Source organism: Corallococcus exercitus, from assembly GCF_042231735.1.
In the GTDB taxonomy this organism is placed as follows: Bacteria; Myxococcota; Myxococcia; order Myxococcales; family Myxococcaceae; genus Corallococcus; species Corallococcus exercitus_B.
This window is the reverse complement of sequence record NZ_CP102577.1, coordinates 4,818,014-4,844,331: the sequence shown is the minus strand read 5'-3', so window position 1 is coordinate 4,844,331 and position 26,318 is coordinate 4,818,014. Positions and strand designations below refer to the sequence as shown.

General features: G+C 71.9%; 18 protein-coding genes. 12 read left to right on the top strand and 6 right to left on the bottom strand.

Going from position 1 to position 26,318, the window contains the following annotated elements; genetic code table 11:
* Positions 1 to 138 precede the first annotated feature (138 nt).
* The 7 genes from NR792_RS18780 to NR792_RS18750 all read left to right on the top strand — a co-directional run bounded on the left by NR792_RS18780 (position 139) and on the right by NR792_RS18750 (position 7,934).
* Positions 139 to 3,789: a protein kinase gene (locus NR792_RS18780; RefSeq protein ID WP_375761383.1), complete on the top strand. Its 3,651-nt coding sequence runs from the start codon at positions 139 to 141 to the stop codon at positions 3,787 to 3,789.
* Positions 3,790 to 3,816: 27 nt separating this feature from the next.
* Positions 3,817 to 4,494, top strand: a complete 678-nt coding sequence (locus NR792_RS18775; RefSeq protein ID WP_375761382.1) for a 2-hydroxychromene-2-carboxylate isomerase — start codon at positions 3,817 to 3,819, stop codon at positions 4,492 to 4,494.
* Positions 4,491 to 5,141, top strand: a complete 651-nt coding sequence (locus tag NR792_RS18770; RefSeq protein WP_375761381.1) for a hypothetical protein — start codon at positions 4,491 to 4,493, stop codon at positions 5,139 to 5,141. The genes NR792_RS18775 and NR792_RS18770 overlap by 4 nt, the downstream gene beginning before the upstream one ends.
* Before the next feature lie 74 nt (positions 5,142 to 5,215).
* Positions 5,216 to 6,412 (top strand): acetyl-CoA C-acetyltransferase, encoded by a 1,197-nt coding sequence (locus NR792_RS18765; RefSeq protein WP_375761380.1) that lies wholly within the window; start codon positions 5,216 to 5,218, stop codon positions 6,410 to 6,412.
* 53 nt (positions 6,413 to 6,465) lie between these two features.
* On the top strand, positions 6,466 to 6,681 hold the full coding sequence (locus NR792_RS18760) for a hypothetical protein (protein WP_120523727.1): 216 nt from the start codon (positions 6,466 to 6,468) through the stop codon (positions 6,679 to 6,681).
* A gap of 190 nt (positions 6,682 to 6,871) precedes the next feature.
* On the top strand, positions 6,872 to 7,069 hold the full coding sequence (locus NR792_RS18755) for a hypothetical protein (RefSeq protein WP_207047995.1): 198 nt from the start codon (positions 6,872 to 6,874) through the stop codon (positions 7,067 to 7,069).
* A 133-nt stretch (positions 7,070 to 7,202) separates the two neighbouring features.
* Positions 7,203 to 7,934 (top strand): DUF1751 domain-containing protein, encoded by a 732-nt coding sequence (locus NR792_RS18750; protein WP_375761379.1) that lies wholly within the window; start codon positions 7,203 to 7,205, stop codon positions 7,932 to 7,934.
* 28 nt (positions 7,935 to 7,962) lie between these two features.
* Here NR792_RS18750 and NR792_RS18745 read toward each other — a convergent pair whose 3' ends face one another.
* Positions 7,963 to 9,603, bottom strand: coding sequence for a sigma 54-interacting transcriptional regulator (locus NR792_RS18745; RefSeq protein WP_375761378.1), 1,641 nt, complete (start codon positions 9,601 to 9,603; stop codon positions 7,963 to 7,965).
* 144 nt (positions 9,604 to 9,747) lie between these two features.
* Here NR792_RS18745 and NR792_RS18740 point away from each other — a divergent pair, with 144 nt between their 5' ends.
* Together NR792_RS18740 and NR792_RS18735 are read left to right on the top strand one after the other, a co-directional pair.
* Entirely contained in the window at positions 9,748 to 10,623 is an 876-nt protein-coding gene (locus NR792_RS18740) for a DODA-type extradiol aromatic ring-opening family dioxygenase (RefSeq protein ID WP_375761377.1), read from the top strand.
* 34 nt (positions 10,624 to 10,657) lie between these two features.
* A complete protein-coding gene (locus tag NR792_RS18735) occupies positions 10,658 to 11,284 on the top strand; it encodes a YceI family protein (protein WP_375761376.1) in 627 nt (208 codons plus the stop codon).
* A gap of 112 nt (positions 11,285 to 11,396) precedes the next feature.
* Here the strand turns inward: NR792_RS18735 and NR792_RS18730 are convergent, their stop codons facing one another.
* The 4 genes from NR792_RS18730 to NR792_RS18715 form a co-directional block, all read right to left on the bottom strand.
* The gene (locus NR792_RS18730; protein WP_375761375.1) at positions 11,397 to 17,378 is read right to left on the bottom strand and encodes a DUF6982 domain-containing protein; all 5,982 of its coding nucleotides are present in this window, start codon (positions 17,376 to 17,378) and stop codon (positions 11,397 to 11,399) included.
* A gap of 117 nt (positions 17,379 to 17,495) precedes the next feature.
* Complete coding sequence (locus NR792_RS18725) at positions 17,496 to 18,866, bottom strand: peptidase MA family metallohydrolase (protein WP_375761374.1); 1,371 nt, start codon at positions 18,864 to 18,866, stop codon at positions 17,496 to 17,498.
* A 52-nt stretch (positions 18,867 to 18,918) separates the two neighbouring features.
* Positions 18,919 to 20,136, bottom strand: coding sequence for a threonine ammonia-lyase (locus tag NR792_RS18720; RefSeq protein ID WP_375761647.1), 1,218 nt, complete (start codon positions 20,134 to 20,136; stop codon positions 18,919 to 18,921).
* 84 nt (positions 20,137 to 20,220) lie between these two features.
* Positions 20,221 to 21,450, bottom strand: coding sequence for a Glu/Leu/Phe/Val dehydrogenase (locus tag NR792_RS18715; protein WP_375761373.1), 1,230 nt, complete (start codon positions 21,448 to 21,450; stop codon positions 20,221 to 20,223).
* 68 nt (positions 21,451 to 21,518) lie between these two features.
* Here NR792_RS18715 and NR792_RS18710 point away from each other — a divergent pair, with 68 nt between their 5' ends.
* A complete protein-coding gene (locus NR792_RS18710; protein WP_375761372.1) occupies positions 21,519 to 22,013 on the top strand; it encodes a helix-turn-helix domain-containing protein in 495 nt (164 codons plus the stop codon).
* Positions 22,014 to 22,035: 22 nt separating this feature from the next.
* Here NR792_RS18710 and NR792_RS18705 read toward each other — a convergent pair whose 3' ends face one another.
* Positions 22,036 to 24,459 carry a DEAD/DEAH box helicase gene (locus NR792_RS18705; RefSeq protein ID WP_375761371.1) on the bottom strand — a complete coding sequence of 808 codons (2,424 nt, stop codon included), beginning with the start codon at positions 24,457 to 24,459 and terminating at the stop codon, positions 22,036 to 22,038.
* Positions 24,460 to 24,527: 68 nt separating this feature from the next.
* Here NR792_RS18705 and NR792_RS18700 point away from each other — a divergent pair, with 68 nt between their 5' ends.
* Complete coding sequence (locus NR792_RS18700) at positions 24,528 to 25,646, top strand: RNA polymerase factor sigma-32 (RefSeq protein ID WP_375761370.1); 1,119 nt, start codon at positions 24,528 to 24,530, stop codon at positions 25,644 to 25,646.
* 106 nt (positions 25,647 to 25,752) lie between these two features.
* On the top strand, positions 25,753 to 26,316 hold the full coding sequence (locus tag NR792_RS18695; protein ID WP_375761369.1) for a hypothetical protein: 564 nt from the start codon (positions 25,753 to 25,755) through the stop codon (positions 26,314 to 26,316).
* The last annotated feature ends 2 nt before the right edge of the window (positions 26,317 to 26,318 follow it).

Below are 26,318 nucleotides of genomic sequence, written 5' to 3'. Positions count from 1 at the left end.
GTGCTATTCCTCCGACGTCTGGATTCTGCAATCCGGACCCTGGCCGGACCCCGGCCAGCCCTTTGGCTCGTGAGCGACGACGAGAAGACAACGGTACTGGATGAGCGCACCCGCCCTCCGAGCACGTGGGGGGAGCGGATGCGTACGCCCATCACGTTGCCGGGCTCGGGCGAGGGCGAGCGGCGCTCGCTGATTCCAGGCGTCATCGTCACCGGTCGCTACCGGGTGGAGTCGCTGCTGGGCGAAGGCGGCATGGGCCGCATCTGGCTGGCGGACGACCTGCAGGAGCGCCGCCGCGTGGCGCTCAAGGAGATGCACGTCCCCGCGGAGCTGTCCGCCGCGAAGGTGGAGGAGCTGGTGCTGATGTTCCGGCACGAGTTCTTCGCGATGAAGAAGCTGCAGCACCCGTCCACGCTCAAGGTCTTCGACTGGGGCATGACGGAGGCCGGCAACCGCTTCATCACCATGGAGGTCGTGGGCGGCAAGGACCTGAGCTCGCTGGTGCACGACGCGCCGCTGGACACGCGCACGCTGTATCGCGTGTTGATCCAGATGGCGCAGGTGCTGGCGTTCATCCACTCGCGCCTGTACGTGCACTGCGACATCAAGGCCAGCAACGTGCGCATCACCGAGTCCGGCGCGGTGAAGCTGATGGACTTCGGCGTGATGCACCAGCTGGGCACGCCCAGCCCCGGCAAGCTGAAGGGCACGCTGGAGTACCTGGCGCCGGAGTGGCAGCGGGGCGCGAGCATCGACGGCCGCGCGGACCTGTACTCGCTGGGCGTGATGGCCTGGTACCTGGCCACGCGCAAATTGCCCTTCAAGCGCGCGAGCCCCGCGGTGCTGCTCGCGGACCACCTCACGCGCCCGGCGCCGCGCCCGTCCACCATCTGCCCGGTGGATCCGCAGCTGGAGGAGATCATCCTCCTGCTGATGGCGAAGGACCCCCGCGAGCGCTTCCAGGACGCGGGCGAACTCCTGGAGGCGCTCTGCCAGGCCAGCGGCGAGCCCGTGCCGGAGGAGTCGCTGTCCGCGCGCGCCAGCTACCTGCACGTGCCGGAGGTGGTGGGGCGCGAGGCGGAGCTGGAAGGGCTGATGAACGGCCTGGCGGAGGCCGACTGGGGCCAGTCGCGCGCGGTGCTCGTGGGCGGGCCCGCGGGCGTGGGCAAGACGCGGCTGCTCCAGGAGTTCGAGCTGCAGGCGAAGCTGGCGGAGCTGCCCTTTGGCCGGGGCCAGTGCCGCGCGGAGGGGCTGTCCCCGCTGGCGCCGGTGGCGCAGGCCCTGCGCTGCCTGGTGCCGCACACGTCCGCGGAGCTGATGGACCGGGTGAAGGCCCCACTCGCGCGCCTCCTGTCGTCGGACGTGTTCGACAGCGACCTGCACGAGCAGCTGCCGCGCGACGGCTCCGACGAGAAGGCGGCCTTCTTCGAGGCGCTGTCGGAGTGGACGCGCACGCTCGGGGCGAAGCAGTCCTTCGTGCTGTGCTTCGAGGACCTGCAGTGGGCGGACAGCGCGTCGCTGGAGGCGCTCAACGTCCTCATCCGCGCGCTGCACGGCACGCGCGGCATGGTGGTGGGCACGTTCCGCTCCCAGGAGCTGTCGCGCCTGAGCCTCGCGTTCCAGACGGTGGACGAGAAGCTCACGTCCCGCATGGACCTGGAGCCCCTGTCCGCCGAGCACGTGGCCACGCTGGTGGAGCTGGTGCTGCCGGGGCTGGACGTGCCGGAGGGGTTCGTGCAGCGGCTGCACGCGACCACCGGCGGCAACGCCTTCTTCGCCACGGAATGCCTGCGCATGCTGGTGGAGGCGGGCGCGCTCAAGCGCGTGGGCGGGCGGTGGGAGGCGGAGGAGGGGCTGGGGACGCGCCGGCTTCCGGAGAGCATCCAGGAGGCGGTGCTGATGCGCCTGGCCAACGCGCCGCCGGAGCAGGTGGCGCTCCTGCGCAGGCTGGCGCCCGCGGGCCGCATGCTGGACCTGCCGCTGGTGCGCGCGCTGTCGGGCCTGCCGGAGGCGGAGCTGTTCGCCGTGCTGGACGGCATCGTGGAGCGGCAGTTCCTCCAGGACGTGGAGGGCCGCTACGTCTTCACGCACGACACCGTGCACCAGGCCGTCTACGACAGCACGCCGGAGGCGGAGCGCCGGGCGCACCACGGCCGGGTGGCGCGGACGCTCCAGGCGCTGCCCTCGGGGCGCGCGGGCGTGGTGCGCGCGGTGGGCTGGCACTTCGCGCGCTCGGACGCGCCCGCGGAGGCCATCCAGCCGCTCCTGGAGGCGGGGCACGCGGCCATTGAGGCGGAGGCGCTGCTGGAGGCCACGCTGCTCTTGAAGGAAGCGGCGGCGCTGCTGGAGTCCGCTCCGGACTACCCGGGGCGCTCGGAGCAGCTGTTGCGCACGTGGGTGTCGCTGGTGGAGGTGGGCTACTCCAGCGACCCGCCGACGTCGGTGGCGTACGCGGACCGGCTCTTCGCGCACTGGGAGGCCACGGTGGACGTGGCGTCCGGACGGCGCGAGGCGCTCTCCCGGCTGGAGTCCGCGCGCACGGCCACGCCGGCGGAGCGCGAGGAGCTCTTGATTCCGCTCTTCCGCGAGGTGGCGGCGGACGCGCGGATGGCGCCGGTGGACGTCTTCTGGAAGCGCTCGGAGCTTCAAATCCTCCAGGGCATGGCGCTGGCCATCCTGGGGCGCACGGACGCGCTGGAGGCGCTCATCGCGCGCGTGGCCGCGGAGCACCCGGAGGACTCGCCGTACCGGGCGGGGCTGTCCGTGGCCCGCTCCACGCTGAGCGCGTACACCGGCCAGTGGGCGGGTGGGGTGGCCGAGCAGCGCAAGCAGGTGCAGCGGCTGCGCGCGTTCCGCGACGCGGTGGGGCGCCCGCCCCGGCGGCTGGCGTGGGCGCTGGGCATGGGCGGCTACCTGCTCAACGTGAACCTGGCCCTGCGCGGCGAGCCGCTGGATGAAGAGCTGCTGAAGGACGGGCTCCAGCTGGCGGAAGGGCAGGGCTTCACCGACGTGCGCGCCTACCACCTCTTCGCGCAGGTGGCGCGCGCGGCCTTCACCGGCGACGGCGCCGCGTTCGCGTCCGCGCTCGCGCAGAAGACGGAGCTCATCCGCCGGCTGGGCAGCCCCCGGCTGATGGAGCGCAACCTGGCCCTCTTCACGCCGCCGTACTACCTGGAGCGCGGCGAGCACGAGCTCGTCGCCGCGGTGGTGTCGCGCGGCGAGGCCCTGTCCCGCGTGCTGCCCGAGGACCGCTGGCTGCGCGCGCACGTGCTCGTGTACCAGGCCTGCCGCGACGTGCTCTTCGAGGACGCGGGCGCCGCGCGCGAGTCCCTGCCCCGCGCGCTGGAGGCCGCGCGCCAGGGCGGCCTGCGCATGGAGACGCTGGTGCGCGTGTACCAGTCTCGCTTCGAGCGCGACCAGGGCCGGCTGCCCGCCGCGCTCGCCGCCGCGCACGCCGCGCTCGAGCGCGCCCTGGACCCCCGGTTCGCCAACCCCTGGGACGAAATCCTGGCCCGCCGCGCCCTGGCGCCGCTGGTGTCCCAGGAGGAGGGGGACATGCACCTGCGCCACGCGCGCCTGCTGGCGGAGTCCACCGGCAACGTGCTCCAGATGGGGCTCGTCTACCTGCAGCACGCGGAGCGCTACGGCACGCCGGAAGAGGTGATGCGAGAGCTGGAGATCGCCGAGCGGGCCTTCACCACCGCCCGGGCCACGCACCTCCAGCTGCTGGCCCAGTCGCTGCGCGGCCCGCTGTCGCGCCAGCACGAGGACGTGAAGCAGAGCGCCTGACGGCCGGGTCGTGCATAGGATGGGGCCATGGCCTCCTCCCCCCTGCGCTTCTGCCTGGACTACCTGTCCCCGTACGCCTACCTCGCCTGGCTCCGCATGCCCGCCATCGCGGCCCGGCACGGCCGGGAGCTGGAGCCCGTGCCGGTGCTGCTCGCGGGGCTGCTCAATGCCGTGGGCTCCATTGGCCCGGCGGAGATTCCCGCCAAGCGCGTCTACGTCTTCAAGCAGACGTTCCGCATCGCGCATGAGCAGGGCGCGCCCTTCACCCTGCCGCCCTCGCACCCGTTCAACCCGCTGTTGTCCCTGCGCGTGACGGCCGCGGTGGACGACGTGGCGGAGCGCACGCGGCTCACCACCGCGCTCTACTCGGCCGCGTGGGGCCAGGGCCGGGGCATCGAGACGCCGGAGCAGGTGGGCGCGGTGCTGACGGAGGCCGGCTTCGACGCGCGGGCGCTGCTCGAGCGCGCGCAGCTGCCGGAGGTGAAGGACCGCGTGCGCAAGAACACGGAAGGAGCGCTCGCCGCGGGCGCCTTCGGCGTGCCGTCCGTGCTGGTGGACGACGAGATGTTCTGGGGCGTGGACTCGCTGGGCCACCTGGAGCGCTTCCTGGAGGGCCGCGACCCGCTCACCCCCGGGGACCTGGCGAAGTGGCAGCACCTGCCCGCCACCGCGGACCGGCGCCAGGGCGGAAAGCCCCGCCCGTGAACGTGCTCGGGCAGCTGGGGGTGGCCGTCGCGGGGCTGGTGCTGGCCGGCGTGCTCCTGTTCCTCAACTTCTGGCGCGCGCTGCTCTACCTCTTTCCCCACTCCGTCCGCGTGGAGCCGGAGGCCCCGGCGGACCAGATGGACCTGCCGGACGCGCTCGCCCCCCTGGCGGGCCAGCTCCAGGCGCTGGGCTTCACGCCCCTGGGCAGCCACGAGGAGAAGCCCCTTCTCCAGAAGGCCACCCGCTCCTACGACTGGGCGCACGCGGGCGAGCGCATCTTCGCCACCCTCCACGAGGGGAGCGACCTGCTGCCCCGGCTCTACCTGCTGACCCCCCTGGCTTCCGGGGGCTTCGTCGTCACCGCCAGCTACCGGCGCCCCGCGCTGGACGTGCCCGGCTACCGCTCCGGCTCCCTGGAGGACGCCGCACCGGAGCGCCTGTTGCGCGCGCATGTGCGACGACTCGAGGGGTTGGAACTGGCGGGCCCGGAGGGCTTCACCTGGGAGGGGCGCGTCCAGACGGCGAAGGCCTGGTACGAGGGTTTGGGCCGCAAGGAAATCCGCCGCCAGAACCTCCAGGGGTTGTTGTGGACGGCCATCGCGCTTGCCATCGTCGCCAGCGCCTTCCTGGGACGGCGCGCGGGCTGACGGCCCCCCGGACGCTTTTCCACGTCACGTCGTGCGTGCACCGCGCGCCCCGGAAGAGTAGGGAGACGAGCACCATGAAGAGCGTATCCAAGAACGAGGAAATCTACTTCCTGTCCGGCAAGCGCACCCCGTTCGGTACCTACGGCGGCAGCCTCAAGGACCTGAGCGCCACCGACCTGGCCGTGGAGTCCGCGAAGGCGGCCCTGGCCCAGGCGGGCGTCTCCCCGGAGCTCATCGAGCACGTGGTGTACGGCAACGTCGTCCAGACGAGCGCGGACGCCATCTACCTGCCGCGCCATGTGGGATTGCGCACGGGCGTGCCGGTGCCGGTGCCCGCGCTGGGCGTCAACCGGCTGTGCGGCTCCGGCTTCCAGGCCTTCGTCACGGCCGCGGAGATGATGCTGACGGGCGGCGCGGAGGCCGTCCTCGCGGGCGGCACGGAGTCCATGAGCCAGGCGCCCCACGTCATCCGCGGCGCGCGCTGGGGCCTGCCGCTGGGCAAGGGCGGTCTGGAGGACATGCTCTGGACGGCCCTCACGGACAGCTACACCGGCCAGGCCATGGCGCTCACCGCCGAGCAGCTGGCGGTGGACTACGGCCTCACCCAGGACGACGTGGACCAGTACGCGGTCCTCACCCAGAAGCGCTTCGCCGCGGCGCAGGAGTCCGGCCGGCTGGCGGATGAGATTTCGCCGGTGACGCTCAAGGGCAAGAAGGGCGACACGGTGGTGTCCAAGGACGAGCACAACCGTCCGGAGACCACGGTGGAGGGGCTGCGCAAGCTGCCCAAGGTGTTCAAGAAGGACGGCGTGGTGCACGCGGGCGCGGCCAGCGGCATCTGCGACGGCGCGGGCTCCATGGTGATGGCCACGCGCAGCTTCGTGGAGAAGCACGGCCTGAAGCCCGTGGCGCGGCTCGTCAACTGGGGCGTGTCCGGCTGCGACCCGAAAATCATGGGCATTGGCCCCGCGCCGGCCATCCGCAACCTGCTGAAGCGCGCGGACGCGAAGCTCACGGACGTGGACCTCTTCGAGGTCAACGAGGCCTTCGCGCCCCAGTACCTGGCGGTGGAGAAGGAGCTGGGCCTGCCACGCGACGCCACCAACGTCAACGGCGGCGCCATCGCCGTGGGCCACCCGCTGGGGGCCTCCGGGGCCCGCATCACCATGACGCTGGCGTACGAGCTCAAGCGCCGGGGCGCCCGCTATGGTATCGGGTCCGCCTGCATCGGTGGCGGCCAGGGCATCGCCGTGCTGGTCGAGGCGCTCTAGGCGTGCTCGGGGTGACGGGGTACGGGGCAGACGACTTCCGGACGGGACGTGAGATGAGCAACGAGGTGGACGCGAAGACGGCCCGCGAGCGGGCCAAGGCCATCGCCGAGCAGCGCCGTGCCGAGCGCCGCAACCGCAAGCGCCGCTGTGTGGTGTGCGGCGTGGAGGAGAGCGACAAGACGCCCCTGACGGCCCACCCGGAAGGCATCGGTCCCGCCTGCAAGGACGAGATCACCTGTCAGACCCGCCGGGCCGCCGCCGGCCGCTGAAGAAGCCGGGGCCCGTGCCCACGCCCTTTCGCCGCACTGTCGGCGGGTGGACGGTGGCCGGGCCCCCTCCCTTCAGGGGCTTCCCCCAGGGGCAGGACGCGCCTCCCGGGCCGGATTGTCGGGCCCGTTTCTTGATGGCGCCCGCGACTCGGGGTAAACATTTGTAATCTCTGGTGACACGAGGGTTGGAATGGGCGTTATCAGCTTCACGGGAGTCAAGGTGTTCTCCACCACGCTCGCGCGCGATCGCGAGAACATGGGCGAGAACATCACCAAGTGGCTGAAGGAGAACTCCTCGGTGGAGGTCGTGGACAAGATCGTCACGCAGTCCTCGGACAAGGAGTTTCACTGTCTGACCATCACGCTCTTCTACCGCCACAAGGCGTAGGACCGGCCTCGAGGCTGGTGAAGGCGTGGGATGCGAGGGCGCTTCTCCCTGGTGACACCAGGGCGGGGCGCCCTTCATCGTTTCTGGATTTGGGGTTGCGGACCGGGCGGTGTTCCACCACCTTTGGGCCTCTATGCGACCCATGCGGGGCTTCAACCGGGGAGGCGGCGGTTTCGGCGGCGGCTTCCCGGGCCTGGATTCGATGGCCGCCAAGCTGGCGGTGGCACTGGTGGCGTTCTCCGCCTTGTTCCTGGCGACACAGCGGGGGCAGGGGGTGCTGCTGCTGCTCAACCCTCGGGACGTGTTTGCCCTGCGCGTGTGGCAGCCGTTCACCTACGCGTTCGTGGCCACGGACCCGCTGGGCATCGTCTTCGGCGGCATCATCATCTGGTCCATCGGCGGCTTCCTGGAGTCCACCTGGGGGCCCAGGCGCCTCTTGATGGCGTCGGTGGGCATCACGATGCTCGCCGGCGTCATCACGGTGCTGCTGTCGCTCGTGATTCCCATGGCCAGCCTGTACGCCGGCGGCTCGGTGATGACGACGGTGCTGTGGGTGGCCTACGGCCTGGTGATTGGCCGGGGGCAGACGAACTTCTGGGGCATCCCGCTCACGGGCAACTGGTTCGCGGCCATTGGCGCGGGCTTCACCGTGCTGCGGCTGCTCACCGCGCCGGCCTGGCAGGTGCTGGCCCCGGAGCTCATCAGCCTGGTGCTGGTGTTCGCGTACGTGCGCGGCGCGAGCCCCAAGCGGCTGATGCTCCAGCTGCAGCACTGGCGCCTGCAGCGGCAGCTGCGTGACCGCTCCAAGCACCTGCGCGTGGTGGACCGCAACCGTCCGCCGGACCGCGACCAGTTCCTCAACTGAAGGGGCTGAAGGCCCGAAGGCCGCGCGGCTAGTGCGCGGCCTCCGGGTGGCCGTACTGCTTGAGCTTCCGGTAGAGCGTGGCCACCCCGATGTCCAGCTGCTCCGCGGTGCGGGAGCGGTTGCCGCCGTTCTGCGCCAGCACCGCGAGGATGTACTCCTTCTCCATGTCCTCCAGCCGGCGCGGGCTGCCGGTGGGCACCAGGCTGGGCGGCGCGGCGCGCACCTCCTCCGGCAAGTCATCGCGCTCCACGCGCGGGCCCTCGCACAGCACCACCGCGCGCTCGATGGCGTTGCCCAGCTCGCGCACGTTGCCCGGCCACGGGTAGCGCAGCAGCTGATCCGCCGCGTCCGGGGACAGGCTGTTGACCCTCCGGCCCAGGCGCTCACCGGCCTCCGCCAGCAGCAGCCGCGCCAGGGGGAGGATGTCCTCCTTGCGCTCGCGCAGGGGCGGGATGCGCAGCTCGATGACGCGCAGCCGGTAGAAGAGGTCCTGGCGGAAGCGGCCCAGGCGGACCTCCTCGGACAGCTCGCGGTTGGTGGCGGCCACCACGCGTACGTCCACCTTGCGGCTGGTGTTCTCCCCCACGCGGCGCACCTCGCGCTCCTGGAGGGCGCGCAGGAGCTTGGCCTGCATGGCGGGGGGCACCTCGCCCACTTCATCCAGGAAGAGGGTGCCGCCGTGCGCGGCTTCGAAGAGGCCGGGCCGGTCGTGCGTGGCGCCGGTGAAGGCGCCCTTCGCGTGGCCGAACAGCTCGCTCTCCAGCAGGCCCTCCGTCACCGCGGCGCAGTTCACGGCGATGAAGGCCTTGGGCGCGCGGCCGGACTCGTCATGGATGAGCCGGGCGATGCGCTCCTTGCCCACGCCGCTCTCCCCGGTGACGAGGATGGTGGTGTCCACCTTCGCCGAGCGCCGCGCCAGGTTGAGCACGCGCTGCATGGCCTCCGCGCGCGCCACCATGCCGGCGGGGTCCTCCGTCACGCCGGACACGCGCGCCAGCGACTGCCGCTTCGCGCGCAGCTTGCGCTCCGCCTGCCGCAGCGCCTCCGTCACCTGCCCGAGCACGCCCTCCATGCACTGCGTCTCATAGAAGCGCAGGAACTCCGTGCACTCGGTGCTCCACTCCTCCTCGGGGCGGCCCACGATGTGGCAGAGCGCGTCGCCGTGGCCCACGCACTTGAGCTCCGCGCAGTAGATGGGTTTGTTGTTGCAGTAGCTCAGGTACCCGGACGCGAAGCCGGTGAGGCTCCAGCACACCGGCTGGTCCGCCTGCCCCAGGTGGAGCAGGTGCTGCTCGGCCTCATAGGAGTCGCGCCACTGCGCCTCCGCGAAGGGCTCCGGGCCGTCCTTGTCCGTGCGCTCGATGCGCTCCACGCGCACCTGTCCCATCAGCGTGTGCAGCCGCCCGCCCGCGCGGCGCCACTCCGCCTCGTCCGTCCATGGCACCGCGGTCTTCATCGCCTCCGCCGTGCGCCAGCCGTGCGCGTAGCCCAGCCGCGTGAAGATGCCGCGCGCGGCCGTCATCCCCAGCATCCCGATGAGCTCCTTGCGCAGGAGCCCCAGCGCCACCGGATCCATCAACAACGCCCGCTGCCCGGCGAAGCGGATGACCCCGCCCTTCGGCTCGAACGCGAGCAGCTCCCTCAAGTCCAACCCTTCCAGACCCGCCACGGTGTCTCCCGGTGCCTTTCAGACTGATGCGTCTCTCTATCAATTTGAGAGGCGTTTCGCACGGGCGGGACGTGATTCCTTGTCATTTCATGGGGTTATCATGTCGGGTGCGCTGGTCCTGGGGTTGCAGTACAAGGCGCCACGATGGCTTCCGGGGTGGACAGACGCGAGGTGCTGCAGGGCGTGGCGGCCGCCGGGGTGGCGGGGGTGATGGGGCCTGGCCCCTCGGTCGCCCGGCAGGTGGCGCCGGCCCTGTTCGTCTCGCACGGCTCGCCCATGACGGCGCTGGACGCGGACGCGTACCCCCAGGCGCTCAAGCGCTTTGGTGACGGCGCGGGCCCGGTGAAGGCGCTGGTGGTGGTGTCCGCGCACTGGGAGACGGACGCGCGCGTGCACGTCACCGCGATGGCCGCTCCGCCGCTCGTCTACGACTTCTACGGCTTCCCGGAGGAGATGTACCGGCTGCGCTATGCGCCGCCCGGTGCGCCCTCGCTGGCACAGGACGTGGTGGCGCGGCTGTCCTCGGCGGGCGTGCCCGCGGTGGCGGAGGGCGAGCGCGGGCTGGACCACGGCGTCTGGGTGCCCTTGCTGCATGCCTTCCCGGAGGCGCGCGTGCCCGTGTTGCAGGTGGCGCTGCCGGCGGACGCGACGCCCGCGCAGGTGGCGCGCATGGGGGAGGCGCTGCGGCCGCTGCGCGCGGAGGGCGTGCTGCTCATGGGCAGCGGCGGGGTGGTGCACAACCTGCGCCGGGTGAATTTCAGCTCCAAGCAGGCGTCGGTGGAGCCATGGGCCGCCGAGTTCGACGCGTGGGTCGCCGGAAAACTTGCCGCGCGTGATTACGTAGGGCTTCAGTCGTGGAGGGATGCACCGAATTCACGGCTCGCGCATCCATCCGCCGAGCACTGGTTGCCCATCTACTTCGTCCTCGGAGCTGCCCTCCCCGAGGACCGTCTCACCCCCGTGTTCGAGGGCTTCCATCACGGAACCTTGTCCATGCGCAGCTTCGCGCTGCGCGCCTGAACCTCGCAGTCCGCAATCTCCAAGGAGTCACACCATGAAGCTGTCCCTCAAGTCCGCCATCACGCTGCTCGCCGTCGCCGCCCCGTCGTTCGCGTTCGCGTCCACGTGGGAGATCGACTCGTCGCACTCCAGCGCGCAGTTCGCCGTGAAGCACATGATGGTGTCCAACGTGCGCGGCACGTTCAGCAACGTGAAGGGCGCCGTGAACCTGGATGACAAGGACATCACCAAGTCCACCATCGAGGCGACCCTCGACGCGACCACCATCAACACCAACGAGCCCAAGCGCGACGAGCACCTGAAGAGCCCGGACTTCTTCGACGTGGCGAAGTTCCCGACCATCACCTTCAAGTCCACGAAGGTGGCGAAGGCCGGCAAGGACAAGCTGAACGTCACGGGCGACCTGACCATGCACGGCGTGACCAAGCCGGTCGTGCTGGCCGTGGAAGGCCCGACGCCGGAGACGAAGGACGCGTGGGGCAACGTGCGCCGTGGCGCCGTGGCGACCACGAAGATCAAGCGCAGCGACTTCGGCCTGACCTGGAACAAGGCGCTGGAGGCCGGCGGCGTGGCGGTGGGTGACGAGGTGACCATCACCCTGGACCTGGAGACCACGAAGAAGGCCGAGGCGGCGGCGCCGGCGGCCAAGGACACGAAGTAGTCCGCGTCGTCTTCACCGCGCTGAGTTGAAATGAAGAGAGGGGCCTCGGGTGACCGGGGCCCCTCTTTTTCGTGCGGCATGTGGGGCGGCGGGGCCGCCCCGGTGGCGGGGCTCAGCCCTCGGCGACGGCCTGCACGCTGGCGCGGTAGATGAAGATGCGCGCGGTGTTGGTGCGGGTGTCGGCGGGGACGACGAAGAAGCCCGGGGTGGGGCCCTTGAAGTCCTGGGAGAAGCCGGCCACCTGGCGGCCGTCGTTGAAGGTGACGCGAATCTTCGAGCCCTCCGCCTGCGGCTGACGCGCGCCCGCGGCGAGCATGAAGAAGATGGCCTTCACGCGCTTGCCGGGGATGCGCTCCGGGGCGAAGCCGCTCTGCTGCTCCAGGGAGATGGTGTCCTCCAGGAGGTCCGCGTCGCGGATGGTGCCGCGCTTCACCTGGCCTTCCACGGTGTGGATGATGACGCGGTGCTCGCCCTCCACGAAGGAGTTGGTGGCGGAGGCGAAGCCGTCTCCCGGCACTTCGAACAGCGTGTCGTCCGTGGGGCGCAGGTGGTTGGCCGTCACGGGAGTGGCGGCCGCGACCGGCGTCGCGGGGGCGACGGGCGCCGGGCCCCGGAGGGTCGGGACCGCGGGGGCGGCGGGCGTCAGCCGGGCCACGGGCATGGCGGGCGCGGCGGAGAGTGACGGGGCCGGCGGGGGCGGCGGAGGCGGAGGCATGGCCGCGACGGGCAGGGCGGGGACGACGTCCTCGACGAGCTCGATGTCGGCGACGGGCTCGGACTCGGGCTCCACCTCCTCGACGTCGAGGGCGGGCGTGGCGTCGAGCTCCGCGTCCACGTCCACGGCGGGCTCTTCCCAACCGGAGGACGGGGCCGTGGCGGCGGGCTGAGCGGCCCACGTGGGGGCGGTGATGTCGGTGAGGGAGACCTCTTCCTCGGCGACGGGCTCGCTCCACTCGGCGGCGGGGGCAGGGGCGGCCTGCCAGGAGGACGCGGCGGGCGCGGAGTCAGCCATCCAGTCAGGCTGGGCCTCCTGGGGCGTGGCCCAGGAGGAGCGCGCGGCGGGGGCTTCCGGGGCGCCCCATTCCGGCGTGGCGGGAGGGGCCACCCACTCGGAGGCGGCTTCCTCGACCGGGGCGTCCCACGGCTGCTGGGCGTCGGCGGCGGGCTGGGCCCAGGCGGCCTCGGCGTTGGGGTCCTCGGCGGCGGCCCACTCCGGCTGAGTGGCGGCGGGCGCGGAGGCGTCCGTGGCGGACCAGGGCTGATCCGCGCCCGGAGTCACATCCTCCGTCGTCGCCCATTCGGGCTGGGCTTCGATGGGCGCCTCTTCAGCGGCGGCCCACTCCGGCTGAGCGGCGACGGGCGCGGTGGCGTCCGTGGAGGCCCACTCGGACTGAGCGGCGACCGGCGCGGTCTCTTCGGTGGCCCACTCAGGCTGCGCTTCGATGGGCGCGGCTTCTTCCGTGGAGGCCCATTCAGGCTGCGCGGCGACGGGCGAGGCTTCTTCCGTGGCCCACTCGGGCTGGGCTTCGATGGGCGCGGCTTCTTCGGACGCGGTCCATGCCGGCTGGGCGGCGACGGGCGCGGCTTCTTCCGTGGCCCACTCGGGCTGCGCTTCGATGGGGGCGGCTTCTTCGGTGGCCCACTCGGGCTGCGCTTCGATCGGCGCGGCTTCTTCCGTCGCGGCCCACTGCGACTGCGCTACCGCAGGTGTGGCGGCCTCTTCGGTGGCCCATTCGGGCTGGGCTTCGATGGGAGCTGCGTCTTCCGTCGCGGCCCATTCCGGCTGTGCTGCCGCGGGCGTAGCGGTTTCAGCGGTGGCCCATTCGGGCTGAGCGGCGACCGGTGCGGTGGTGCCTTCAGCAGCCGCCCACTCGGACTGAGCAGCGACCGGCGTAGCGGCTTCAGCATTCGCCCACTCGGACTGAGCGGCGACCGGTGCGGCGTCCGTGGTGGCCCACGCGGACTGCGCGGAAGCGGGCGCGGCTTCTTCCGTAGCCCACTCAGGCTGCGCTTCGATGGGCGCGGCTTCTTCCGCGGAGGCCCATTCAGGCTGCGCGGCGACGGGCGTGGCTTCTTCGGTGGCCCACTCAGGCTGCGCCTCGATGGGCGCGGCTTCTTCCGCGGAGGCCCATTCAGGCTGCGCGGCGACGGGCGAGGCCTCTTCAGTGGCCCACTCAGGCTGCGCTTCGATGGGCGCGGCTTCCTCAGCAGAGGCCCACTCAGGCTGCGCGGCGACGGGCGAGGCCTCTTCGGTGGCCCACTCAGGCTGCGCCTCGATGGGCGCCTCTTCAGCGGCGGCCCATTCCGGCTGAGCGGCGACGGGCGCGGCGGCTTCCGTGGAGGCCCACTCAGGCTGCGCGGCGACCGGTGCGGCCTCTTCGGTGGCCCACTCAGGCTGCGCCTCAATCGGCGCGACTTCTTCCGTGGCCCACTCGGACTGAGCGGCGACCGGTGCGGTCTCCTCAGCCGTGGTCCACTCAGGCTGTGCGGCGACGGGCGCGGCTTCTTCCGTGGCCCACTCGGCCTGCGCGGTGTCCGGCGCGTTTCCTTCCGTGGAGGTCCACTCGGGCTGGGCGGCGACCGGTGCAGTCTCCTCAGCCGTAGCCCACTCGGACTGCGCGGCGACCGGTGCGGTCTCCTCAGCCGTGGCCCACTCGGCCTGAGCGGCAACGGGCGCGGTCTCCTCAGCCGTGGCCCACTCGGCCTGAGCGGCAACGGGCGCGGTCTCTTCAGCCGTAGTCCACTCAGGCTGAGCAGCTACCGGTGCGGTCTCTTCAGCCGTGGCCCATTCAGACTGCGCGACGACCGGTGCGGTCTCCTCAGCCGTGGCCCATTCAGACTGCGCGGCGACAGGCGCGGTCTCTTCCGTGGCCCACTCGGGCTGGGCTTCGATGGGGGCGTCTTCGGTGGTGGCCCACTCGGGCTGGGCCTCGATCGGCGCGGCCTCCGGGGTGGCCCACTGCGGCTGCGTGGGAACCGCGGCTGCGCCTCCGGTGGTGGCCCACTTGGGCTGGGCCTCGAGCGGCGCGGCCTCGGCCGTGCCCCATCCGGTCTGCTCGGCGGCAGGCGTGGTGCCTTCCGCCGTGGCCCATTCGGGCTGGGCTTCGAGGGGCGCCTCTTCAGCGGCGGCCCACTCCGGCTGCGCCGCGACGGGAGCGGCTTCTTCCGTGGCCCACTCCGGCTGCGCCTCGATGGGAGCGGCTTCTTCCGTGGCGCTCCATTCGGCCTGCGCAGCCACGGGCGTGGCCTCCGCCGCCGGGGCCCACTCCGGCTGCGCCGCGACGGGGGCGGCCTCTTCCGTGGCCCACTCGGGCTGGGCCTCGATGGGGGCAGCGTCTTCCGTGGCGCTCCACTCGGCCGCCTGGGCGACGGGCGCGGCGTCGGCTTCTGGCGTGGCCCACTCGGCCCGGGCTTCGATCAGCGGGGCTTCTTCGGACGGCGGCGTCCATCCGCCCTGGGCGTCGGGGGGCGGCACCGACGTGGATGCGGCCCACGCGGATTCGGCGGCCGGGGCATCCCAGGCGGGCGTGGCGTTCGCGGTGGGCTGTTCGGACGACGCGGTGGCGGACCACGCCTGCGCCGAATCGATTCCCTCCGCCGTGTCGGCGGTGGACGCCCACTCGGGCTGGAGCTCGATGGCGGCGGACGCGTCCTGCAGTCCGACCGTGGCGGTCGCGTCGGAGGGCGTGCCCTCGGCGGACCACTGCTGCGCATCCTCACCCGTGGCGTTCCATGCGGAAGGCTCGGTGGACTGCGCTTCGGCCAGCGACTCGGCCGCGGTGGCCAGCGGCACGGCTTCGTCGGCACTGCCGCTCAGCTCTCCCCACGAGGCCGAGGTCTGGGCTGCTTCGGCCGCGGGCTCGACGTCGTCCGCGCCAAGCTCCAGCGTGTCGGCTTCGATGTCCGGGCCGACAGGGATGCTGCGGATCCGCAGCGACGGAACGCCCGTTTCATTCGCGAACGGGGAGGGCGGCGGAGTGAGCTGCTGCTCCTCTTCGGCGCCCAGGTCGGCCACGTCGAAGGTCTGGGCCTCCACACCGGCCGCGACCGCCGAGGCCGCGCCGCCATCGGACCAGTCCGCGTCGCCGTCGTGGGCGACATCGTTCGCGTCGAGCGCGATCTCCTCGGCGGAGGTTTCCGCCGGAGCGTCGCTGGGGGACTGCCCGTTCGTCGCGACGTCGTCCGTGCTGAGCGCGATCTCCTCGGAGGGGGCTTCCGGGGAAGTGGCGCTGCCCGTCTGCCACTCCGTGGCGACATCGCTCGCGTCGAGCGCGATCTCTTCGCCAGGGGCTTCCGTCGAAGCAGCCGTCGCCGGCTCGTTGCCGGAAGCCTGCCACTCCGTCGCGACGTCATTCGTGCCGAGCGCGAGCTCCTCGCTGGTGGACTGTGCCGGCGCGGTGTTGTCGGACTGCCACTCCGTGGCGACCTCGCTCGCGCCGAGTGCGATCTCTTCGGCGGGCGTCTCGGCCGGAGTCGCGTCGCCGGACTGCCACTCCGTGGCGACCTCGCTCGCATCGAGCGCGATCTCTTCGGCGGGCGTCTCGGTGGCAACGGCGCTGTCGGCCGCCCACTCCGTCACGCCATCACTCGAGCCAGGGGCGCTTTCGTCAGTGGACGTCTGCGCGGATGCGGCCGCCGGGTCCTGCCAGTCCGTGGCGACATCTTCCGAACCGAGGGCGATCTCCTCGGCGGGAGTCTCACCCCCGGACTGCCACGCGGTCGCGACGTCGTTCGAACCGAGCGCGATCTCCTCGGCCGCCGGAGTCTCGCCGCTGGCTTGCCACTCCGTGGCGACATCGCCCGCGTCCAGGGCGATCTCCTCCGCGGGCACTTCCGTGGCCGCGGCGCTGTCGGTCCAGGCCTCCGCGATGTCACCCGCGCCGAGCGCGATCTCCCCACCGGACTCCGGCGCTCCAGCGACAGGGGCCGCATCCGCCCCCCACGCTCCGGCCGTGTCCGTGGCGACCGGCTGCGCCTCCTGGACGGCCGCTTCCGCGGGCGCGGCAGGCTCCGCCGTCGCGACGTCGCTCCAATCCCACTCCGCGCCTCCGCCCTCGGCGGACGCCGTCGGCTCCACCGCGAGCGGCGCCGTGTCGAGCGCGCTGGCTCGGGACTCCTCGGACTCCACCGCCAGCGGCGCCGCATCCCACGCCGCGTCCACGGGCGCGGGCGCCAGGTCCTCGGCCAGCACCGCCTCGGACTCGGGCTCGGCCTCCAGCAGCTCCGCGCCTTCGGCCGCCTGCTCCGCGGAGGCCAGCGCCTCCGCCATCGGATCCAGCCCGGACGTCGCCGGGGCCTGGGCCTCCGACTCGACCTCCATCGACAGGTCCGCGAACGAATCCTCCAGCGAGGGCTCCGGCGCGGCGGCGGCCACCGGGGGCGGCGTCTCCGCCGACAACCCGGAGAAGTCGTCCTCCGCGCCCGTCCCCCACGACTCCGCCGGCGCCGCCGCCGGCGAGGTCGCCACCGGGGCCTGCGGCATCCACGGCGCGGGCTCGCTCAACGACGGGATGTCGATGTCGTCCGTGCTGAGGCTCAGGCTGTCCGAGTCGGTGGGCGCCTGCGGGACGTACCCACCGGCCTGCGGATCCACCGGGGCCGCGTAGCCCGCGGCCGCGTTCGGGTCATACGCGGCGTTCGGGTCATACGCCGCGTTCGGGTCGTAGCCCTGCTGCGCCCACGCCGCGTTCGGATCATAGGCCGCCGCGTTCGGATCATAGGCCGCCGCGTTCGGGTCGTAGCCGGCGGGGTAGGCGTACCACTGGCCGTCCTCGCCGTAGTAGCCCTGGGCATTCGGGTCGTAGCCGGCGGGGTAGGCGTACCACTGGCCATCCTCGCCGTAGTAGCCCTGGGGCTGCTCGTAGCCGGCGGGGTAGGCGTACCACTGGCCGTCCTCGCCGTAGTACCCCTGGGGCTGCTGCTGCTCCGGCTGGGCCCAGGCCTGGGCCGCCGCCGCGGTGTCCGCCGCGTCCTGGATGCCCAAGAGGCCGCGCAACTCGACCCAGCGAGCCTCCTCGACAGCGGACAGGCTTCCCAGCTTCCGCTTCTCATCCAGGAAGCGGAACTCTCTCATCGCGGCGCGCGTATCGGACATCCGTCACCTTGCTGCGCCAGCGTCCAACGGGGACCGCCGCAGCGAAAATCTTGGAGGCCCGCGAGTGTAGGGGACTCCCGCCAGGGGGTAAACCAATCCGCCACGCCCGACCGGCCGCTACCTCCCCGAGAGGGCGGCACGCACCGCCTGGTCCAGGCCCGCGAAGTCCTTCTCGTAGGTGGCCTTCAGGGCCTCCTGGAAGGAGTCGGCCCGGCCCGCCTTCTCGATGAAGGCCAGCAGCTTCTCCGGGCCCCCCAGCCGCACCAGCTCCCGCACCGCCATGGCGGACGTGCCGTAGGCGATCTCCGGCTGGGACATGGTGATGGGCGCCTGCGAGTCCATGTCCGACAGCTTCGGAAGGACTCCCTGCTTCGACCGGGCGCGCATCACGTCCCGCAGGTTGCGGGGCGGGCCGTCCAGCCCCAGGTAGCGCCACTCGATGTACTCGGCCAGGCCCTCGTTGAACCAGCGGGGCAGGGCTGCGTTGCCGCGCGGGGAGATTTCGTCCACCGCCGCGTGCACGTACTCGTGGACCAGGGTGGCCTTCGTCGCCTGCGTCAGCTCCGCCGCGTCGTTCATGCGGATGGCGTCCTCGGAGTACAGGCCGGCCACCCGGGCCGCGAACGTGGCGCCCATGTGCGTGGCGAACTCGTCGCGCGTGTAGAGCACCACGTTGAGCTGCCGCGCGCGGGCCCGCCCCAGCGTGCGCTGGGTGAAGTCATAGGCCTCGTCCAGCGCGGACACGACCTTGCCCTCGTACTCCGCGCGCTGGCCGAAGTCCCGGTCGCTGTTGAAGTAGCGGATGGCGAAGCGGCTGTTCTGGCGCACGCGCATGCCGTCCTTGCCCACGCCGGACTCGTAGCTCAGCCCCGCCGGCCGGACGTCTGCGCCCGCCGTCGCCTTCGCCTGGCGCGTGTCCCCCGGGCCGGGCTCGCCGTTCATCCGCTGCTCCAGGCGCTCCGCCTCGCGCCGCGCGGACCCTTCCTCCGACGCCTGCGAGCGCGCCTGCTGCATCAGCTTGCGCGCCTCCGCGGCCTCCTTCGACTTCGCGGGCACCTGCTGCAGCGTGGCCAGCGCCCCTGCGGGGTCCTTGTCCAGGAGCTGCAGCCGCCCCAGCTCCAGCGCGAACGCGCCGTCCTTGGGGAAGGCCGCCAGGCCCTTCTTCAGCGCCTCCTCCGCGGCGGCCCGTTGATCCGTCTTCAGCGCCGAGCGCGCCAGGCACCTGAGGCCGCCCGCCGTCTGCTGGAAGGCCACGGCACGCTCGCCCAGCGAGTACGCCATCACCGCGTCCTCCGCGAGCAGCGCCTCGCAGCCCTTGAGCAGCGGGGCCGCCACGGACGGCCGCTGCGCCTCCGGGTACGAGGCGGGGTCCGCGGCGGCGAACGCGAGGTACAGCTCCTCCCACTCCTTGTGGGCCGCCAGCTCCTTCGCCTTCTGCGCGGGGGGAGCGGCGGCGAGGAGCAGCAGGGCGATGAGGGGCGTGTTCATGGGTTTTCGGAGTATCGCCGAACCCCCGAGCGCCCGCGCAAGCCTCCCCGCCCTACGTCCGGGCGACCTGCCAACCCTGAGACTCCAGGGCGGTCATCAGCTCCTGGATGTGGGCGTGCCCGGTGGTCTCCAGCATCACCTCCACCGTGGCCTCGCCCAGGCCCGCCTTGGAGAAGGCGCGGTCGTGGTGCAGGTCCACCACGTTGGCGCGCATCTCGGCGATCTGCGTGGTGAGCCGCGCGAGCATGCCGGGCCGGTCCGGCAGCCGCACCTCCAGCTGCACCAGGCGGCCCGCCTTCACGAGGCCCCGCTCGATGATGCGGCTGATGACGTTCATGTCGATGTTGCCGCCGCCGACGATGATGGCGACGCGCTTGCCCTTCGCCTGCGGCACCCGGCCGTTGACGAGCGCCGCCAGCCCCGCCGCGCCCGCGCCCTCCGCGACGGACTTCTCCTGCTCCAGCATCATCAGGATGGCGGCGGCGATCTCCTCCTCGTCCACCGTCACCACCGCGTCCACGTACTTGCGCACGTGCTCGTAGGTGAGCTCGCCCGGAATCTTCACCGCGATGCCGTCCGCGATGGTGGTGCCCGCGGCGGTGAGCTCCGTGCGCTTCCCGGCATCCAGCGACGCCTTCATGCTGGCGATGGTGGAGGCCTGCACGCCCACCACCTGGATGCGCGGGTTCGTCTGCTTCAGCGCCACCGCCACGCCGGAGATGAGCCCGCCGCCGCCCACCGGCACGATGACCAGCTCCAGGTCCGGGCACTGCTCCAAGAGCTCCAGGCCGATGGTGCCCTGGCCCGCGATGACGTGCGGGTCGTTGAACGGGTGCACGAAGACCAGGTTCTCCGCGGCCTGGATGCGCAGGGCCTCCGCGTAGGCCTCGTCGTAGTTGGCGCCCTTGAGCACCACGCGCGCGCCGTAGTCGTCACGCGTGCGCGTCACCTTGATGAGCGGCGTGCGCTCCGGCATCACGATGGTGGCGCGGATGCCCAGCCGCCGCGCGTGGTACGCCACGCCCTGCGCGTGGTTGCCGGCGGAGGCCGCGATGACGCCGCGGCGCTTCTCGTCTTCCGTCAGCGTCAGCAGCTTGTTGAGGGCGCCGCGCTCCTTGAAGGCGCCGGTGCGCTGGAGGTTCTCCAGCTTGAAGTACACCACCGCGCAGTCGGTCTTCTCCGTGAAGTAGTCCGACGCGGGGCACGGCGTGGGGCGCAGCGCGGGGCGGATCCGCTCGCGCGCCGCCTGGATGTCCTGCAGGGTGACCATCATGGCCGGGCGTGTAGCTTAAAGCCGGCCCCGCACGGAAGCGGCCCGGAGCCGCCTGCCTGCCCGCGTGCGCGGCGGGGTGCGTCAGATGCCGCGCAGCACCGTGGCCTTGCCCACCCGGCCAATGGCCAGGATGTAGGCGGCCGTCCGCATGGAAACCTTACGAGACCGTGCAATCTGCGCCACCCGGTCGTAGGCCTCCTTCATCGTCTTCTCCAGCTCCGCGTTGACGCGCTCCTCCTCCCAGGAGACGTGCTGGAGGTTCTGCACCCACTCCAGGTAGCTCACCGTCACGCCGCCCGCGCTGGCCAGGATGTCCGGCACCACGAAGATGCCGCGCTTCTCCAGGATGTCGTCCGCCTCCGGCTGGGTGGGGCCGTTGGCGCCCTCCACCACCAGGCGCGCGCGCACGCTGTTGGCGTTGTCGCGGGTGAGCACGTGGCCCAGGGCCGCGGGGATGAGCACCTCGCAGTCCGCCGCGAGCACGTCCTCGTTGGTGCACGGCGTGCCACCGCTGAAGCCCGTCACGGTGCCGGTGCGCTTCACGTGCTCGAAGAGGGAGGGCACGTCCAGGCCCATCGGGTTGTACATGCCGCCCAGCACGTCGGACGCGGCCACCACCACGCCGCCGTCGCCCCAGATGAGCTGCGCGATGTGGCTGCCCACGTTGCCGAAGCCCTGGATGGCGAAGCGCGTGCCCTTCACCGGCATGCCCAGATCCCGCAGGATTTCGCGGCACACGTAGAGCAGGCCGCGCCCGGTGGCGGCCTCGCGGCCCTTGGAACCGTAGAGCTCCAGGGGCTTGCCCGTCACCACCGCGGGCGAGTGCCCGTGGTAGCGCGAGTACTGGTCCATCACCCAGGCCATCACCTGGGGGTTGGTGTTGACGTCCGGCGCGGGGATGTCCCGCGTGGGCCCGATGACGTCCTGGATCTGGTCCACGAACTTGCGCGTGAGCCGCTCCACTTCCTTGAGGCTCATCTGCGCGGGGTCGCACGCCACGCCGCCCTTGGCGCCGCCGTAGGGCACGTTCACCACGGCGGTCTTCCACGTCATCAGCGACGCGAGCGACACGCACTCGTCCTGGTCCAGGGCGGGGTGGTAGCGCAGGCCGCCCTTCATGGGGCCGCGGCTGTTGTCGTGCTGGATGCGGTAGCCCAGGAACGTGCGGATTTCGCCGGAGTCCATCTCGATGGACACCTGCACCTTCACCTCGCGCAGGGGCGTGGCCAGGAGCGTCTCGATGGGCGTGCCCACGTCCATCACCCGCGCGGCCTTGCGGAAGTAGTAGTTGGTGCCGTCGACGGCGTTCATGGCGGGCTTCACTCCTGGGGACAGACGGAAAACCTTAACAGAAGGGGTGCGCTACGATGCGCGCGTCCATGCGCTCCCACCCCCCGGACGACAGCGACGCCGGCTCGTCCCTGCAGGGGCTGGCCCGCCGCATCCGCACGCTGCGCGAGCGCCGGGGCCTCACCCAGGAGGACTTCGCCGCCCGGTGCGACATCTCCGTGAGCTTCGTGTCGCTGCTGGAGCGCGGCGAGCGCAACCCCAGCTACGACACGCTCCTCCAGGTCGCGGCCGCGCTGGAGCTGCCGCTGTGGGAGCTGTTCCGGCTGGAGGACGCGGAGGACGCGGGGGCTCATCGGCTGGTGGACTGGGTGCGGCTTCGGAAGCTGGGCCGGGAGGACGTGGACCGCCTCCTGGCCGTGGCGGAGGCGATGTTCAGCGGTGGGCCGGGCGCCCCAGGCCTCATGGCCAGGGAGGTCAGCGCGGCCTGTACTTCACCGGAGTGCGGCCGGCCCGTGCTGGCCCGGGGGTTGTGCGTGGCGCACTACCACCGGGCCCGCAGGAAGAAGACGCCTCCGGAGCCCTGAGCGCCCCGGAGGTGCGAAGCCACTACTTGCGCTTGGCGCGCTCCACCTTCAGCGTCTTGCCCTCGCCGTGGGGCTTGCCGTGGGTGGCCTCGAAGCCCGCCACGTCCTCCTCCGCGACGAAGACGTACGCGTACGTGGGGCGCAGGTCGGTCCGCAGCACCTTGCCCGCCGGAGCGCCCGCGGCCTCCAGCGCGGCGGTGACGCCCGCCTCGTCCAGGCCCTCCTGCCGGCCCAGGCCCACCCACAGCCGCGCCTGGCCGGGGACATCCGGCAGGGCCTCGTGGCGGGGGCGGCGCTCTTCACGCTGGCCGCGCGGACGGTGCCGCTCCAGCTTCAGCGGCTTGTCGTTGTGCGTCTTGCCGTTGAGGGCCTCGAAGCCCGGGGCTTCGGCTTCCGGCACGTAGACGTAGCCGTAGGTGGGGCGGGTGAGGGCCTTGATGACCTTGCCGCCCGGGGCGCCCAGGGACTCCAGCGTGGCGGGCAGCTTCGCCTCGTCCATGCCGTCATCCGCGCCCAGGTTCACCCAGAGCTTCACCTCGCCGGGGCCCGCGTCCGGGGACGGGGGCGGGCGGGTGCCGGGCACGTCGCGCTCGCTGCGCGGCTTGCTCTTCTCCACGCGCAGCGTCTTGCCGCCGTGCTGCTTGCCGTTGAGTGCCTCGAAGCCGGGGGAGTCCTCCTCCGCGACGAAGACGTACGCGAACGTGGGGCGCAGCTCCGCGCGCACCAGCTTGCCCACCGGCGCGCCCGCGTCCTCCATGGCCGTGGCGATGCTGCCCGGCCCCAGGCCGTCCGCGGTGCCCAGGTTCACCCAGAGCTTCGTCTCCCCGGGGCCCGGCTCCAGCGCGGCGGACGGCGCGCCACCCCGGCGCTCGCCCCGGTCCTCGCGGCGCGGCTCGTCGCGGCGCGGACGGCGCTCGCGGTCCGGGTGCTCGTCGCGGCGCGGACGCTCGGCGCGCTCGCCTCGCTCCTCGCGGCGGGGACGCTCGCGGTCGCGCTCGCGGTCCTTGCCGCGGCGCTCCACCGGCTTGCGCTCCGGCACGGGCTCGCGCTTCTCCGCCTCTCCGGCGGCCTGGGCCTTCTCCATGCGCAGGCGGCTGAAGTAGTACTTGATGAGGAAGGCGATGAGGTCGTCCGCGTCAGGGCGCTGCTTGAGCTGCGAGGCCAGGGGCAGGAAGCCCTCGAAGATGCTGGAGCCCATGCCCTCGCGCAGCTCGCGCACGTGGCGCTCGGTCCACAGGTGCATCGCCTCTTCGGGGGCGGGCATCTCGCGCATCTCGAACTTGATGCCGAACTTCTTCTCCAGCACGGTGAACGTCGCCAGCTCGCGCCCGGAGAAGAGGTTGATGGCGGTGCCCTTGTTGCCGATGCGGCCCGTGCGGCCCACGCGGTGCAGGTAGACGGCGGGGTCCTCCGGCAGGGAGTAGTTGATGACGTACTCCAGCCCGGAGATGTCGATGCCGCGCGCCGCGATGTCCGTGGCGACCATGAAGGCCACCTCGCCGCGCTTCACCTTGCCCATCACCCGCTCGCGCTCCTTCTGCGGAAGGTCTCCGTTGAGCAGCTCCGCGTCGAAGCCGTTGCGGTTGAGCACCGCGGTCACCAGCGCCGTGTCATCCCGCGTGTTGCAGAAGATGATGGCGTTGGAGGGCTCCTCCTTCTCCAGGATGTAGATGAGGTTGCGCGGCTTGGGGAACTGATCCGACACGTCGTAGCGGATGTGGTGGATGTGCTCCACCGTGAAGACGTCGCCGGACAACAGCAGCGTCTCCGCGTTCGTCGTGTAGCGCGCGATGAGGTTCTGGATGTCCGTGGGGACGGTGGCGCTGAAGAGCAGCACCTGGCGCGTCTTCGGAAGGCGGTCGAGGATGCGCGTCACCTCCTCGTAGAAGCCCTGGTTCAGCATCTCGTCGGCTTCGTCCAGCACGGCGTGGTCGCAGCCGTCCAGCTTGAGGTTGCCGCGGTTGATGTGGTCGAAGACGCGGCCCGGGGTGCCCACGATGATGGGCGTGCCCTCTTCCAGCGCGTCCTCCTGCTGCTTCATGGAGGCGCCGCCGTAGATGGCCGCCACCTTCACGCCCTTGTACCTGGCGAGCATGGTGAGTTCCTCCGCCACCTGGAGCGCCAGCTCGCGCGTGGGGCAGAGGATGAGGGCGCGCACGCGCTTCTCGTCCGCGGGAATCTTCTCCAGCAAGGGCAGGCCGAAGGCGGCCGTCTTGCCCGTGCCCGTCTTGCTGCGGACGATGAGGTCCTTGCCCGCCATCGCGGGACCGAAGGCCTTGGCCTGGACGGGGGTGGGGCTTGTATAGCCGCGCTCCGCCAGGGCGCGGCGGAGGGGCTCGGAGAGGTTCATTTCGTCGAAGCTGATGTCCGCGATGTATTCGGCGGGACGCGTCGTGGCTTCGTCAGGCGCCGGGGCTCCCGGCGTGGGCTCTTGGATGTCGCTCATCGGGCATGGGCATAGCCCCTGCATTACCCTCTGGCAACAATCGCGGCACTTTGGGGTATGGAGCGCGCATGGCGAATGGGAGGAAGAGAACCAATGGTCCGGCCGCCCCCCGGCCCCGCGCGAAGCGCCCCGCGGCCTCCGCCCGTCCGGAGACCGCCCCGGAGGGCGCCGGGGAAGAGGTGGAGGAATCCCCCCAGGACCCGGACGCCCTGGAGCCGGACCTGGCGGAATTGAACGAAGCGGAGGCGGAAATCGAGGAGGTGGCCACCCCGGCCCGCCCGGTGCGGCCCGCCGCCCTGGTGCGCGCGGAAGGCGCCGCCATCACCACCCGGGACCCCCTCCAGGCCTACATGGCCGAGGTGACGAAGCACCCCCTGCTCACCCGGGAGGAGGAGCACCGGCTGGCCAAGGAGTACCAGTCCACGGGGGACGTGCGGGCGGCCTACCGCCTGGTGGCCTCCAACCTGAGACTCGTGGTGAAGCTGGCCCACGAGTACCACCGCAACCCCCTGTCGCTGCTGGACCTGGTGCAGGAGGGCAACATCGGGCTGATGCAGGCGGTGAAGAAGTACGACCCGGACCGGGGCGTGAAGCTCAGCTCCTACGCCGCCTGGTGGATCCGCGCGTACATCCTCCGCTACATCATGGACAACTGGAAGATGGTGAAGCTGGGGACCACCGAGGCCCAGCGGAAGCTCTTCTTCAAGCTGCGCCAGGAGCAGGAGAAGCTCGTCGCCCAGGGCTTCGAGGCCAGCCCGCGTCTCTTGGCGGAGCGGCTCAACGTCTCCGAGCAGGACGTGGTGGAGATGGACCAGCGGCTGGGGCACGACGAGATGTCCCTCGACGCGCCGCTGGGCAACGACGGGGACTCGGGCGCCACGCGGGCGGACCGCTACCTGCCGTCCAGCGCGGTGCCCGCGGACGAGCGCCTGGGCAGCGAGCAGCTCAAGGCCCTCTTCCGGGAGAACCTCAACGCCTTCGCCCAGACGCTGGAGGGCAAGGAGCGCTACATCTTCGAGCACCGCCTCACCGCGGACGAGCCGCTCACGCTCCAGGACATCGGCGACAAGTACGGCGTCAGCCGCGAGCGCGCCCGGCAGATTGAAGCGGCCCTCATCAACCGGATGCGCGAGTTCATGCGCGAACGCATCCCGGACTTCGACATGGTGGCGGTGCCCAAGGGCTGACACCCGGCCGTGGGCCTCCAGGGGGTGGGGGCGCGGGGCGCGGGGAGGCCGCGCTAGGATGGGCGGCCTCCACACCCCACTGCTTCCCGTCCGGGAGGTCGTCCCCATGCGCCAACTGCTCCGCGCGGCCCCGTTGTGGGCCCTGTCCGTCTCCGTCGTCCTCCTGGCCGGGTGCGCCGGCCACCAGCGCGACAACTACATCCGCGACCGCACGGCCACCGTCGCCTACCAGCAGCCGCTCGCGCAGCTGTGGCCGGAGGTGAAGGCCATCCTGGACGCGCGCGGCTACTCGTGGCGCGAGCTGCCCAACCAGTTCGTGCTGGAGACGGAGTGGCTGGACTCCGGCGGCGGCACGCTGGGGCCCACGTCCTCCACGCGCTACCTCATCGAGGGGCTCACCATGGCGGATGGCCGCGTCGTGCTGCGCGCGCTGCGCACGGACCGCGTGCAGCAGTCCGTGGGCGTCAGCTACGCCACCGACAAGGGCACCGGCAGTCCGTCCACCGGCGGCCTGGCGGACGCCAACGGCGTGGGCCGCAGCGCCAGCGGCCTGGCCCCGGAGCAGAAGGCCAGCTACCGCGACCTGGACCTGGAGCTGGAGTTCTTCCGCAAGCTCAACCCGAAGGGCGCCACGGCCCTGGAGGCCGAGGCGTCCGCGAAGTACCCGTAAGG

What these genes read in the sequence shown, in the direction of transcription:
- NR792_RS18755 (WP_207047995.1), top strand. Translation starts at nt 6,872, where the DNA reads ATGGGCGTTATCAGCTTCACGGGAGTCAAGGTGTTCTCCACCACGCTC.
- NR792_RS18775 (WP_375761382.1), top strand. Translation starts at nt 3,817, where the DNA reads ATGGCCTCCTCCCCCCTGCGCTTCTGCCTGGACTACCTGTCCCCGTAC.
- NR792_RS18695 (WP_375761369.1), top strand. Translation starts at nt 25,753, where the DNA reads ATGCGCCAACTGCTCCGCGCGGCCCCGTTGTGGGCCCTGTCCGTCTCC.
- NR792_RS18750 (WP_375761379.1), top strand. Translation starts at nt 7,203, where the DNA reads ATGCGACCCATGCGGGGCTTCAACCGGGGAGGCGGCGGTTTCGGCGGC.
- NR792_RS18725 (WP_375761374.1), bottom strand. Translation starts at nt 18,866, where the DNA reads ATGAACACGCCCCTCATCGCCCTGCTGCTCCTCGCCGCCGCTCCCCCC.
- NR792_RS18765 (WP_375761380.1), top strand. Translation starts at nt 5,216, where the DNA reads ATGAAGAGCGTATCCAAGAACGAGGAAATCTACTTCCTGTCCGGCAAG.
- NR792_RS18715 (WP_375761373.1), bottom strand. Translation starts at nt 21,450, where the DNA reads ATGAACGCCGTCGACGGCACCAACTACTACTTCCGCAAGGCCGCGCGG.
- NR792_RS18760 (WP_120523727.1), top strand. Translation starts at nt 6,466, where the DNA reads ATGAGCAACGAGGTGGACGCGAAGACGGCCCGCGAGCGGGCCAAGGCC.
- NR792_RS18780 (WP_375761383.1), top strand. Translation starts at nt 139, where the DNA reads ATGCGTACGCCCATCACGTTGCCGGGCTCGGGCGAGGGCGAGCGGCGC.
- NR792_RS18730 (WP_375761375.1), bottom strand. Translation starts at nt 17,378, where the DNA reads ATGTCCGATACGCGCGCCGCGATGAGAGAGTTCCGCTTCCTGGATGAG.
- NR792_RS18710 (WP_375761372.1), top strand. Translation starts at nt 21,519, where the DNA reads ATGCGCTCCCACCCCCCGGACGACAGCGACGCCGGCTCGTCCCTGCAG.
- NR792_RS18705 (WP_375761371.1), bottom strand. Translation starts at nt 24,459, where the DNA reads ATGAGCGACATCCAAGAGCCCACGCCGGGAGCCCCGGCGCCTGACGAA.
- NR792_RS18735 (WP_375761376.1), top strand. Translation starts at nt 10,658, where the DNA reads ATGAAGCTGTCCCTCAAGTCCGCCATCACGCTGCTCGCCGTCGCCGCC.
- NR792_RS18700 (WP_375761370.1), top strand. Translation starts at nt 24,528, where the DNA reads ATGGCGAATGGGAGGAAGAGAACCAATGGTCCGGCCGCCCCCCGGCCC.
- NR792_RS18720 (WP_375761647.1), bottom strand. Translation starts at nt 20,136, where the DNA reads ATGGTCACCCTGCAGGACATCCAGGCGGCGCGCGAGCGGATCCGCCCC.
- NR792_RS18740 (WP_375761377.1), top strand. Translation starts at nt 9,748, where the DNA reads ATGGCTTCCGGGGTGGACAGACGCGAGGTGCTGCAGGGCGTGGCGGCC.